Raw genomic sequence first — 12,697 nt, 5'->3', positions numbered from 1 at the left:
TGAAAAGTTCTTTCTGCTACAAAATAGAGGGATATTGATTTAGCGCAATTTTGGCGGCAGAGGCTCTACCGCCAGCGGGGTATTATGCGGAAAAAAACGCCATCATAATCGGCACCAGCAGGCTTAAAATAAAGCCGTGCACGATGGCGGCAGGCACCATCTCCAGGCCGCCCGAGCGCTGTAGCACCGGCAGGGTAAAGTCCATCGATGTTGCGCCGCACAGGCCCAGCGCGGTAGAGCGGCTGCGCTGCACCAGCCCCGGGATCAGCATTATCGCCAGCAGCTCGCGCCCCAGATCGTTAAAGAAGGCGGCGCTGCCAATCACCGGGCCGAAGGATTCGGTCAGCAGAATGCCGGAAAGCGAATACCAGCCAAAGCCCGACGCCATCGCCAGCCCGGTTTTCAGCGGCAGGTCGAGAATAAAGGCGTTAATCACTCCCGCGACCATCGAACTGGCCACGACAACCACGGCGACGATCATTCCCCGACGATTGAGGACAATCTGTTTCAGAGTCATCCCGTTATTTCGAAGCTGAATACCAATCAGGAACAGCAGGAATATCAGGGTATATTCGCTGGCCTCGGTCGCGTGTTGTAAAAAAGACCAGCCGGTTAATCCCAGCAGAAAACCGAGAACCACAACGCCGCACAGTTTTAATGATTCCAGCGCCATCGCAATACGCGAAGGGAGTTTTTCCTGACGATGATGATTTGTCCACGGAATAGTGCGTTCGAGCCAAAGTAATGCGGCAATATTGCACAGCATAATAACCACAATGGTCACGGCAGAATAATGCAGGATCGACAGAAGATTGGTTGCCAGATTATCCAGAAACGCCAGACTAATTCCCATAAAGAAAAGAATGACGTAAACAATCCAGCTGAGAAAACGATTGATCAGCCTTAATGCGGATTCACGACGCAGAGGAATGAGATAGCCCACAATCAGGGGCAGCAGAATGATGAGGAGTCCCGAAAACATGAACAGCCGATCCTTTTGAGTGTCTGTTAAGCGCCAGTGACACTACCCAATAAAGGCTGACAGGTAAAGAAGCAATAAAAAAGCCGGGTGGCGCGTACGCTTACCCGGCCTGTGTGTTTGGCCTGTTGCCCTCACTCCGACCCTCTTCTGAAGAAAGAGGGAAGGAAAGATTAATCGCGTTTTTCCAGCAGGGTGCGGTAAATCACGCCGCCCAAAATACCGCCGATGATTGGCATCACCCAGAACAGCCACAGCTGCTGGAGCGCCCATCCGCCCTGGAAAATCGCCACTGCGGTACTGCGCGCCGGGTTAACGGAGGTATTGGTAACCGGAATGGAGATCAGGTGGATAAGGGTCAGCGCCAGACCGATTGCAATCGGCGCGAAGCCCGCCGGCGCGTGCTTGTCGGTTGCGCCGTGGATCACCAGCAGGAAGCCTGCGGTCAGCACGATTTCAATCACAATGGCAGACATCATGGAGTAGCCGCCCGGGGAGTGTTCGCCGAAGCCGTTTGATGCAAAGCCGCTGGCCGCTGCGTCAAAGCCTGCTTTACCGCTGGCAATAACATACAGAATGCCTGCCGCAATAATGCCGCCAACAACCTGAGCGATAATATAGCCAATAACGTCTTTAGCCGGGAAACGACCGCCGGCCCATAAGCCTAATGTCACTGCCGGGTTAAAATGACCGCCAGAAATATGTCCAACCGCGAACGCCATGGTTAAAACGGTTAAGCCGAATGCCAGGGCGACACCCGCAAAACCAATTCCTAATTCTGGAAATGCTGCTGCCAGAACTGCGCTGCCGCAACCACCGAACACCAGCCAGAATGTACCGAAACATTCTGCCGCTAATTTTCTGAACATAACCACCTCAATAATAAATTTCCGCACGCGTTCCTGCATACGGGCTATATCGCCATAAAGGGATGACGACTCAAAGAGCCATTATTTTAGAAACCAACATCATCCCTTCGCCACTTAAATAAATTAGATTAATTTGATTTAAGGCAATGTGATGTCATTCCTTGTTCAAACTGGAGGTAAATAGAGCATAGTCCAATTCTTGCGCGGTAGTATCTTGTCCAATTACTGTTATTTCAAATGAAAGTTATCGGCTAAATTCCGAATTTTTTGCGCGGCCTCGGAATATTCGACGCGTCTGGCGGTGTTATGCAGCGGCTCCTGCCGCTATACTCCTGATAACTTAAAGGAAAAAGTGGCCATTCCGTGGGGGATTTATGCTTCTCGAACGCGTGGAGATTGTTGGATTTCGCGGTATTAACCGCCTGTCGCTGATGCTTGAACAGAACAATGTTCTGATCGGGGAGAATGCCTGGGGTAAGTCCAGCCTGCTGGACGCGCTCACGCTGCTGTTATCACCGGAAGATGGCCTGTACTCCTTCGTGCGCGACGACTTCTGGTTCCCGCCGGGAGATGTTCAGGGGCGCGAAAAACACCTGCATATTATTCTGACCTTCCGCGAGGCGGAGCCGGGCCGCCACCGGGTGCGCCGCTTCCGCCCGATGTCGCCGTGCTGGGTGCCCTGTGAAGACGACTACCACCGCATTTTCTACCGTCTGGAAGGGGAGTTGGGCGAAAACGACACGGTATTAACCCTGCGCGAATTCCTTAATGAAAAAGGAAACCCGATCCCGCTGGAGAATATCGACGAGCAGGTCGGGCATCTTATTCGGCTTTCCCCGGTGCTGCGCCTGCGCGATGCGCGCTTTATGCGCCGGATCCGCAACGGCACGGTGCCGAACATGCCGGATGTGGAAGTCACGGCGCGGGAGCTGGATTTTCTGGCCCGCGAGCTGGTGTCTCGCCCGCAAAATTTGACCGACGGGCAGATTCGCCAGGGGCTGTCGGCGATGGTGCAGCTGCTGGAGCACTACTTCTCCGAGCAGGGCACGTCGCAGTCGCGCCACCGCCTGATGCGCCGCCGCTCGCACGATGAGCAGCGCAGCTGGCGCTATCTCGACATTATCAACCGCATGATCGACAGGCCCGGCGGGCGTAGCCATCGGGTGATCCTGCTGGGGCTGTTCTCAACGCTTTTACAGGCGAAAGGCACCGTCCGGCTGGACAAGGACGCGCGTCCGCTGCTGCTGGTAGAAGATCCGGAAACGCGGCTGCATCCGATCATGCTCTCCGTGGCCTGGCACCTGCTGAACCTGCTGCCGCTGCAGCGGATCACCACCACCAACTCCGGCGAGCTGCTGTCGCTGACCCCCGTCGAATACGTCTGCCGTCTGGTTCGTGAGTCGTCGCGCGTAACGGCCTACCGGCTGGGGCCGGGCGGACTCAGCGCGGAAGACGGGCGCCGCATCGCGTTCCACATTCGTTTTAACCGCGCCTCGTCGCTCTTTGCGCGCTGCTGGCTGCTGGTGGAGGGGGAAACCGAAACCTGGGTGATTAACGAGCTGGCGCGCCAGTGCGGGCACCATTTCGACGCCGAGGGGATAAAGGTTATCGAGTTTGCCCAGTCGGGATTAAAACCGCTGATTAAATTCGCCCGGCGAATGGGCATCGAATGGCACGTGCTGGTTGACGGCGACGAAGCGGGTAAGAAATACGCCTCAACGGTGCGCAGCCTGCTGAGCAACGAGCGGGAAGAGGAGCGCGACCATCTGACCATGCTTCCTGCAATGGATATGGAACACTTTATGTATCGCCAGGGGTTTGATGACGTTTTCCACCGCGTGGCGATGGTGCCGGTGGATGTCCCGATGAATATGCGCCGGGTGATTTCCAAAGCGATTCATCGTTCGTCAAAGCCGGATTTAGCCATCGAAGTGGCGACGGAGGCGGCAAGGCGGGGCGTTGAGTCGGTGCCAACGCTGCTGCGTAAAATGTTCTCCCGCGTGCTGTGGCTGGCGCGCGGGAGAGCCGATTAACCGCGGGCGGCGAGGGCAGTCTGATGAATCAGGCTGTCCAGCAGCTCGTAACGACGGCGGTACTCCGAGCGTTTTTTGCTCGCAATCTCTTCCATCGGCTTACGCGGCATGGTCAGCGGTAGCGCGAAATTGCCGCTGGCCTGCTTTTCGCCGCCCAGGGACAGCCAGAAGCTGTCGTAGTCGGCCAGCAGTTTTCCCTCTTTTTTCTTGCGGTAGCGCCAGCTGCGATAAATGTGTGTGGCGTTACTCACCGCCACAATCTGCTCGACCGGGAAGGCCGCGCCCAGCGTCATTGCCGCTTCAACGATCAGGCGTTTCGGGAACAGGCCGTGGCAGGCTTTGGTCGCGCCCTGAATCAGCTCGTGCGGCACGTGCGCTTTCGCCCCCTGCAGGCCACCGATAAAGAGCGTCGATTTGCCTTCAAACTGGCACAGGGTAAAGGTCATTTCAGCCAGCACAATGTTCTGACGATCGCAAAATGCGAGCGTCGCTTCACCTTCTTTATCCAGAAATGCATCGGCGCAAAGACGAATGGTAAATTGCTGTTCATCTTTTCCTGTTATGGTCGCCAGCGTGACGCCCGGCTTAGACAGATAGCCGCTCACCAGCGTGGCCGGAAGCTTGCGGCTCATCGTCTGGTAGTGCCAGTTCAGGGATTCCAGCGCGTGCTGACGGGTCATATCCACCGTCAGCCACGGGCGATGCAGGCGGCACGGCAGGCCAGGCTGAACCTGTAACATTTGCAGCAGACGAGGCTGTTTCGCCAGGTGCGTCAGCAAACGCGCGGTGCTGAAAGGCGTTGCCAGCGAACGTAGCATGAACTTACGTCGATAAGCGGGGTTTTGCCATGCCAGTCCCGGCGTCAGTTTGCCGAATGCCAGGCTTTTGAAAAGCTGCCAGCCGGACGTGGGCTGCGGCTGATGGGAATAGGGGGTGTCGACGATGGAAGACATGATGGCTCTCGCTTCATTTGGCAGATCCTTATTTCAGCAGGAGGTTTATCAACATCTCGTAAACAATTTATGACGATTCCAGGAAACAGGGGTTTCGTTGAGGTGATGTTTAGTTAGAATCAACGGTTATGATTGCCAGAACATTTATTTGGAATTTTTATGAACTTTAAGGGAAAACGCAGAAAGCTGTTTCTGCTGCTGGCGGTAGTGGTCTTAGTGGGCGGATTCTGGCTGTGGCAGGTGCTGAACGCGCCCGTGCCGCAGTACCAGACCTTGATTGTTCGCCCCGGCGAGCTGCAACAGAACGTGCTCGCCACGGGCAAGCTTGACGCCCTGCGCAAGGTGGATGTCGGTGCGCAGGTCAGCGGGCAGCTGAAAACGCTGTCGGTGGAGATTGGCGACAAGGTGAAAAAAGGCCAGCTGCTGGGCGTTATCGATCCCGAGCAGGCGGAAAACCAGATCCGTGAGGTTGAAGCCACGCTGATGGAGCTGCGCGCCCAACGCGCCCAGGCCCAGGCTGAGCGTAATCTCGCGCAGGTAACCCTGACGCGCCAGCAGGCGCTTGCCAAAACCCAGGCGATTTCAAAGCAGGATCTGGATACCGCGGCCACGGAGCTGGCGGTAAAACAGGCGCAGATTGGCACCATCGACGCGCAAATCAAGCGCAACCAGGCCTCGCTGGATACGGCTAAAACCAACCTCGACTATACGCGCATCGTGGCGCCGATGGCGGGAGAAGTCACCCAGAACACCACGCTGCAGGGGCAGACGGTGATTGCCGCCCAGCAGGCGCCAAACATCCTGACGCTGGCGGACATGAGCACCATGCTGGTGAAGGCCCAGGTGTCAGAGGCGGACGTTATCCATCTGAAGCCGGGGCAGAACGCCTGGTTTACCGTGCTCGGCGATCCGCAAACCCGCTATGAGGGCGTGCTGAAAGATATCCTGCCGACGCCGGAAAAGGTCAACGACGCCATCTTCTACTATGCGCGCTTCGAGGTGCCTAACCCGCAGGGCGTCCTGCGGCTGGACATGACCGCGCAGGTGCACATTCAGCTGACCGGCGTGAAAAACGTGCTCACCATTCCGCTCTCGGCGCTCGGCGAGCCGGCGGGGGACGGGCGCTATAAAGTTAAAGTGCTGCGCAACGGTGAAACCCGCGAGCGGGAAGTGACCATCGGCGCGCGCAACGACACCGCTGTGGCGATTACCAAAGGGCTGGAAGAGGGCGAAGAGGTTGTCACCAGCGAAAGCCTGTCCGGAGCCGCTAAATGACGGCGTTGCTTGAGCTGACGAACATTCGCCGCAGCTACCCTTCCGGCGACGGGCCGGTCGAGGTGCTAAAGGGGATCTCCCTGAGCGTGCAGGCGGGCGAAATGGTGGCGATTGTCGGCGCGTCGGGTTCCGGTAAATCCACGCTGATGAACATTCTCGGCTGCCTGGATAAACCCACCGACGGCACCTACCGGGTGGCGGGGACGGACGTCTCGACGCTGGACGGTGACGCGCTGGCAAAGCTGCGTCGCGAACATTTCGGCTTCATCTTCCAGCGCTACCATCTGCTTTCCCATTTAAGCGCCGCGCAAAACGTCGAGGTTCCGGCGGTCTACGCGGGCGTGGAGCGCAAAAAACGCCTTGAGCGGGCGAAGGCGCTGTTAACCCGCCTCGGGCTGGCCGAGCGCGTGGATTATCAGCCGTCGCAGCTTTCCGGCGGCCAGCAGCAGCGCGTCAGTATCGCCCGCGCCCTGATGAACGGCGGCCAGGTGATCCTGGCGGACGAACCGACCGGGGCGCTCGACAGCCGTTCCGGCGAAGAGGTGATGGCTATCCTCCACCAGCTGCGCGATCAGGGCCACACGGTGATTATCGTCACCCACGATCCGCTGGTGGCGGCGCAGGCAGAGCGAATTATCGAGATCCACGACGGCGAGCTCGTCAGCAACCCGCCGCCGCGTGAATCCAGAGCGGCGGCACCGAAAGAGGCACTGCCCGCAGCCACCGGCTGGGGACAGTTCTCCAGCGGCTTTCGTGAAGCGCTGACGATGGCGTGGCTGGCGATGGCGGCCAATAAAATGCGCACCCTGCTGACCATGCTCGGCATCATTATCGGCATCGCCTCGGTGGTGTCGATTGTGGTGGTGGGGGATGCCGCGAAGCAGCTAGTGCTGGCGGATATCCGCGCCATCGGCACCAACACCATTGACGTCTATCCCGGCAAGGACTTTGGCGACGACGAGCCGCAGTACCAGCAGGCGCTGAAGTATGACGATCTGCTCGCCATTCAGCGACAGCCGTGGGTCAACTCCGCCACGCCGGCGGTGTCGCAAAACCTGCGGCTTCGCTACGGCAATATCGACGTGGCGGCGAGCGCGAACGGGGTCAGCGGCGACTACTTCAACGTTTACGGCATGACCTTCAGCCAGGGCGCGACCTTTAACGCCGAACAGCTGGCGGGCAGGGCGCAGGTGGTGGTGCTGGACGACAACTCCCGCAGGCAGCTGTTCCCCAATAAAGCCAACGTGGTCGGCGAGGTGATTCTGGTGGGCAACATGCCAGCGACGGTCATCGGCGTGGCGGAAGAGAAACAGTCGATGTTTGGCAGCAGCAAAATCCTGCGCGTCTGGCTGCCGTACACCACGATTTCCGGGCGGATTATGGGGCAGTCGTGGCTCAACTCTATTACCGTTCGCGTGAAAGAGGGCTACGACAGCACCTTAGCGGAACAGCAGCTTGAACGTCTGCTCACGCTGCGCCACGGGAAGAAGGATTTCTTTACCTGGAACATGGACGGCCTCTTGAAAACGGCGGAAAAGACCACACGTACTCTTCAGCTGTTCCTGACGCTGGTGGCGGTTATTTCGCTGGTCGTGGGCGGTATCGGGGTGATGAACATCATGCTGGTGTCGGTCACCGAGCGCACCAGGGAGATTGGCATCCGCATGGCGGTTGGCGCCAGGGCAAGCGACGTACTGCAGCAGTTTTTGATAGAAGCGGTGCTGGTTTGCTTGGTCGGTGGCGCGATGGGCATTGCCTTATCGATGATGATCGCCTTCGCCCTGCAGCTCTTTTTACCCGGCTGGGAGATTGGCTTCTCCCCCGTGGCGATCCTGACCGCATTTTTGTGTTCGACCTTCACCGGCATTTTGTTTGGCTGGTTGCCCGCACGCAATGCGGCGCGGCTGGATCCGGTCGATGCGCTGGCCCGCGAATAGCCTGAAAATAAAAATGCCAGCCGATCGGGCTGGCATTTTGACTGAGGGATGTACACAATGAAACAGAGGGCTACGCAACCGCTTCTGCTTCGATGGGCACGATAACGCTGGCATGATTGCCCTTCGGCCCCTGGTGAACATCGAACCGGACGGACTGCCCGGCTTTTAGCGTTCTGTAACCATCCATCTGAATGGTGGAATAGTGAGCGAAGATATCCTCGCCGCCGCCTTCGGGGCAGATGAAACCAAACCCTTTGGCGTTGTTGAACCACTTAACAGTACCCATTTCCATGCTTCGACATCCTTCGTAAATCTTATAAGTTAAGATGGAATGAACCGGTGGTGGAGTGGGGGCTGTTCAAAACCTCGCCATCTCACGCTTGTACAATTTAGATAAACGAAACAAGCCGTCAAGCGTTAGGCGCTGGAGATGGGACAATAATCAACCAAAATTTGAAGCAGTTAACGCTATTGCCACGGTTTGTGACAGACATCGCGGATGACAGTAATAGATGCTTGTTATCTAACATCTGAGGTAGATTCAAAGTGATTATGCAAAATGGGTAAGAGTAACGACTGGCTGGATTTTGACCAGCTGGCGGAAGACAAAGTGCGCGACGCGCTAAAACCGCCATCTATGTATAAAGTTATGTTAATGAACGATGATTACACGCCAATGGAATTTGTTATTGACGTGCTACAAAAGTTCTTTTCTTATGATGTAGAACGTGCAACGCAACTGATGCTTACCGTTCATTATCGTGGCAAAGCTATCTGCGGCATCTTTACAGCCGAAGTGGCGGAAACCAAAGTGGCGATGGTGAACGACTACGCGAGGGAGAACGAGCATCCGTTGCTGTGTACGCTGGAAAAGGCCTGATAAGGCATAAAATTGGGGGAGGTGCCTATGCTCAATCAAGAACTGGAACTCAGTTTAAACATGGCTTTCGCCAGAGCGCGTGAGCACCGACATGAGTTTATGACCGTCGAGCACTTGCTGCTCGCACTGCTTAGCAACCCGTCTGCCCGAGAAGCGCTGGAAGCGTGCTCCGTGGATCTGGTCGCGCTACGTCAGGAACTCGAAGCCTTCATCGAACAAACCACACCGGTGCTGCCTGCCAGTGAAGAAGAGCGCGACACGCAGCCAACGCTCAGCTTCCAGCGTGTATTGCAGCGCGCGGTATTCCATGTCCAGTCATCCGGTCGCAGTGAAGTTACCGGCGCAAACGTACTGGTCGCCATCTTCAGCGAGCAGGAGTCACAGGCTGCCTATCTGCTGCGCAAACACGAAGTCAGCCGACTCGACGTGGTCAACTTCATCTCTCACGGAACGCGAAAAGACGAGCCTAACCAGGCGTCGGATTCCAGCAGTCAGGTCAATAACAATGATGAGCAAGCAGGCGGGGAGGATCGTATGGAAAACTTCACCACCAACCTTAACCAGCTTGCTCGCGTTGGCGGTATTGACCCGCTGATTGGCCGCGATAAAGAGCTGGAGCGCGCGATCCAGGTGTTGTGCCGTCGCCGCAAGAACAACCCGCTGCTGGTGGGTGAATCTGGCGTGGGTAAAACCGCGATTGCCGAAGGCCTGGCCTGGCGTATCGTGCAGGGCGACGTGCCGGAAGTGATTGCCGATTGCACCATCTACTCGCTGGATATCGGCTCTCTGCTGGCGGGCACTAAATACCGTGGTGATTTCGAAAAACGCTTCAAGGCGCTGCTCAAACAGCTTGAGCAGGACACCAACAGCATTCTGTTTATCGATGAAATCCACACCATCATCGGCGCAGGTGCCGCTTCGGGTGGTCAGGTGGATGCCGCGAACCTGATCAAACCGCTGCTCTCCAGCGGCAAGATCCGCGTGATTGGCTCCACGACCTACCAGGAGTTCAGCAACATCTTTGAGAAAGATCGCGCGCTGGCGCGTCGTTTCCAGAAAATCGACGTGACCGAACCGTCCGTTGAGGAAACGGTGCAAATCATCAACGGCCTTAAGCCGAAGTACGAAGCGCACCACGACGTGCGTTACACCGCGAAGGCGGTGCGTGCGGCGGTGGAGCTGGCGGTGAAATACATCAACGATCGTCATTTGCCGGATAAAGCCATTGACGTGATTGATGAAGCGGGCGCCCGTGCGCGTCTGATGCCTGCCAGCAAGCGTAAGAAAACCGTTAACGTGGCGGATATCGAGTCTGTCGTCGCCCGCATCGCGCGTATCCCTGAGAAGAGCGTTTCTCAGAGCGACCGCGACACGCTGCGCACGCTCGGCAATCGCCTGAAAATGCTGGTCTTTGGTCAGGATAAAGCCATTGAGGCCTTAACCGAGGCGATCAAGATGGCCCGCGCCGGACTGGGGCATGACCACAAGCCTGTCGGTTCCTTCCTGTTCGCTGGTCCAACCGGTGTGGGTAAAACCGAGGTCACGGTACAGCTCTCCAAAGCGCTGGGCATTGAGCTGCTGCGTTTCGATATGTCCGAGTATATGGAGCGTCACACCGTCAGCCGTTTGATTGGTGCGCCTCCGGGATACGTTGGCTTTGACCAGGGCGGCCTGCTCACCGACGCGGTGATCAAGCATCCGCACGCGGTACTGCTGCTCGATGAAATCGAGAAAGCGCACCCGGACGTGTTCAATATCCTGCTGCAGGTGATGGACAACGGGACGCTGACCGACAATAACGGGCGCAAAGCGGACTTCCGCAACGTGGTGCTGGTGATGACCACCAACGCCGGGGTGCGTGAAACCGAGCGTAAATCTATCGGCCTGATCCACCAGGATAACAGCACCGATGCGATGGAAGAGATCAAGAAGATCTTTACGCCGGAGTTCCGTAACCGTCTGGACAACATTATCTGGTTCGATCACCTGTCTACCGAGGTGATCCATCAGGTGGTGGATAAGTTCATCGTCGAACTGCAGGTTCAGCTGGATCAGAAAGGCGTGTCGCTGGAAGTGAGTCAGGAAGCCCGCAACTGGCTGGCTGAGAAAGGCTACGACCGTGCGATGGGCGCCCGTCCGATGGCGCGTGTGATTCAGGATAACCTGAAGAAACCGCTGGCGAACGAGCTGCTGTTTGGCTCGCTGGTGGACGGCGGCCAGGTGACGGTGGCGCTGGATCAGGCGAAGAACGAACTGACCTACGATTTCCAGAGTGCTGCGAAGCATAAGCCGGAAGCGGCGCACTGATATTGATGGTTGGTCTTAAAAACCGGGCATTGGCCCGGTTTTTTTATGCCTGCTTTTCTCCCTCTCCCTGTGGGAGAGGGCCGGGGTGAGGGCATAAGGCCGCAGAAGAATTTTGCGAGGCGCTTTCCAGTTTCTTTCGATGTCAGTTGCTGGATAAATCCACAGTAATAGAATGGCGGCGCACCTGCAAAATCAGGTGCCGGGATTGGCGTCCTGATTACACACGAGAAATGATGTTGATTCGTCGACTATCATCGGGTTCGTTCACACTTTTGAAATCTAGCGATATAATCCGCAGACTCAATTATGGTGGGCTGAACTGGGGCTTCGTAGAAGCGCCGATTTTCTCGTGTGAGTCGGTACGCCAAACCGGTTCAGTCTGCCACCTGAGTTGGCGTTCGGGTGGAGAACTCAAAATTTCACACGGAGTCATACATAAATGGAAAACCAGTCAATTCCGCAACTCTACAGCGAACTCTCCCAACACCCCGATCTCCCAACCCTTGCCTCACGCTGCAAGCTGCTCACTGAAATTCTGCTCGACTGCCATTCGCTCCCGCAAACCCAGCCCGTTTGCCGCTGCCTTGGGGCGTATCTTGATGAAATCAAACTCGGCCTTAAAGCGTCAATGAGTGATTTTCAGGTGGTGGAATTCGAAGACGAAGAGCAACTACCGCGAACAAAATCGTGGCTGCTGGAAGATACCGAAACGAAGTGCGACTACTGCCAGGCGCTCAATCATGTTCTTCTGATATCGCACTTCGACCGCGATATGCTCCCGCATCTGACGGGCCTGCTTCATGATATTACCCTTGGGATGGAAACTGACCTGGTAATGTCATCAAGAGAGGCCGCAATAATCCGTATAACGTCCTGATGACAACCCAGTGCCAGGGGAACGTGCTCTGGCACTTTGCAAAATCTCGTTCGGCGGGCTCTTACTGTTGCTTTTGTTTCATCACAAAAATGCGGTATCCGTTAAATTAAACCAACGCGTTCCCCGTCGGATAAACAGCCTTTCATCAACCGCCACAAATAAAAAAGGCCGGGATTATCCCGACCTTTTAAATATTCATCTGCCATTACAGGCGAAAACAATTAGCGACTACGGAAGACAATGCGGCCTTTGCTCAGGTCGTACGGGGTCAGTTCAACAGTCACTTTGTCGCCCGTTAAAATGCGGATATAGTTTTTGCGCATTTTACCGGAGATGTGCGCAGTTACCACGTGACCGTTTTCCAGTTCTACGCGAAACATGGTATTAGGCAACGTATCGAGTACGGTACCCTGCATTTCAATATTGTCTTCTTTGGCCATCTAATCCTCTGGGGTATCACTACCAAGTTTTGAACCGGCAAGATAATGCCGAAATTCATCAATTAAGTAAAGAATTGCGCGTTTAAAACGCAGCAAAACAGTTTCGGCGCATTGCCCAAGCGTCACGGTTTAACCGCACGAGAAGCG

The 12,697-nt window shown here is 56.2% G+C and carries 11 protein-coding genes; 6 read left to right on the top strand and 5 right to left on the bottom strand.

The genetic code is table 11. The features are described 5' to 3' along the window. Positions 1-82 precede the first annotated feature (82 nt). A complete protein-coding gene (locus tag AB6V08_RS03575; RefSeq protein ID WP_368541389.1) occupies positions 83-982 on the bottom strand; it encodes a lysine exporter LysO family protein in 900 nt (299 codons plus the stop codon). Positions 983-1,152: 170 nt separating this feature from the next. Beyond that, positions 1,153-1,848, bottom strand: a complete 696-nt coding sequence (aqpZ, locus tag AB6V08_RS03570; protein WP_368541388.1) for an aquaporin Z — start codon at positions 1,846-1,848, stop codon at positions 1,153-1,155. A 374-nt stretch (positions 1,849-2,222) separates the two neighbouring features. On the opposite strand from aqpZ, the gene AB6V08_RS03565 reads away from it, so the two are divergent. Next, positions 2,223-3,881: an ATP-dependent endonuclease gene (locus AB6V08_RS03565; protein WP_368541387.1), complete on the top strand. Its 1,659-nt coding sequence runs from the start codon at positions 2,223-2,225 to the stop codon at positions 3,879-3,881. On the opposite strand, the gene AB6V08_RS03560 is transcribed toward AB6V08_RS03565, so the two are convergent. Continuing rightward, positions 3,878-4,834, bottom strand: coding sequence for a VirK/YbjX family protein (locus AB6V08_RS03560; protein ID WP_368541385.1), 957 nt, complete (start codon positions 4,832-4,834; stop codon positions 3,878-3,880). The two genes, AB6V08_RS03565 and AB6V08_RS03560, sit on opposite strands and share 4 nt — an antisense overlap. Positions 4,835-4,993: 159 nt before the next feature. On the opposite strand from AB6V08_RS03560, the gene macA reads away from it, so the two are divergent. Further along, positions 4,994-6,109, top strand: coding sequence for a macrolide transporter subunit MacA (gene macA / locus AB6V08_RS03555; RefSeq protein WP_368541384.1), 1,116 nt, complete (start codon positions 4,994-4,996; stop codon positions 6,107-6,109). Further along, a complete protein-coding gene (gene macB, locus AB6V08_RS03550) occupies positions 6,106-8,046 on the top strand; it encodes a macrolide ABC transporter ATP-binding protein/permease MacB (protein WP_368541383.1) in 1,941 nt (646 codons plus the stop codon). Before macA ends, macB begins: the two co-directional genes overlap by 4 nt. Positions 8,047-8,116: 70 nt before the next feature. On the opposite strand, the gene cspD is transcribed toward macB, so the two are convergent. Next, positions 8,117-8,338 (bottom strand): cold shock-like protein CspD, encoded by a 222-nt coding sequence (gene cspD, locus AB6V08_RS03545; protein WP_100777020.1) that lies wholly within the window; start codon positions 8,336-8,338, stop codon positions 8,117-8,119. Between the two features lie 267 nt (positions 8,339-8,605). Between cspD and clpS the strand changes: the two genes are divergently transcribed. From clpS to AB6V08_RS03530, 3 genes are all read left to right on the top strand, one after another. Further along, the gene (clpS, locus tag AB6V08_RS03540) at positions 8,606-8,926 is read left to right on the top strand and encodes an ATP-dependent Clp protease adapter ClpS (RefSeq protein WP_368541382.1); all 321 of its coding nucleotides are present in this window, start codon (positions 8,606-8,608) and stop codon (positions 8,924-8,926) included. 27 nt (positions 8,927-8,953) lie between these two features. Then, positions 8,954-11,233, top strand: coding sequence for an ATP-dependent Clp protease ATP-binding subunit ClpA (gene clpA, locus AB6V08_RS03535; RefSeq protein WP_368541381.1), 2,280 nt, complete (start codon positions 8,954-8,956; stop codon positions 11,231-11,233). Positions 11,234-11,672: 439 nt separating this feature from the next. Further along, a complete protein-coding gene (locus tag AB6V08_RS03530; protein ID WP_368541380.1) occupies positions 11,673-12,110 on the top strand; it encodes a hypothetical protein in 438 nt (145 codons plus the stop codon). Positions 12,111-12,331: 221 nt separating this feature from the next. Here AB6V08_RS03530 and infA read toward each other — a convergent pair whose 3' ends face one another. Then, complete coding sequence (infA, locus tag AB6V08_RS03525) at positions 12,332-12,550, bottom strand: translation initiation factor IF-1 (protein ID WP_002211347.1); 219 nt, start codon at positions 12,548-12,550, stop codon at positions 12,332-12,334. Between the last annotated feature and the right edge of the window lie 147 nt (positions 12,551-12,697).

It is taken from the genome of Enterobacter soli, from assembly GCF_964208575.1.
In the GTDB taxonomy this organism is placed as follows: Bacteria; Pseudomonadota; Gammaproteobacteria; order Enterobacterales; family Enterobacteriaceae; genus Enterobacter; species Enterobacter soli_A.
Note: the sequence above shows the minus strand (reverse complement) of the source record. Positions and strands in the feature narration are given on the sequence as shown.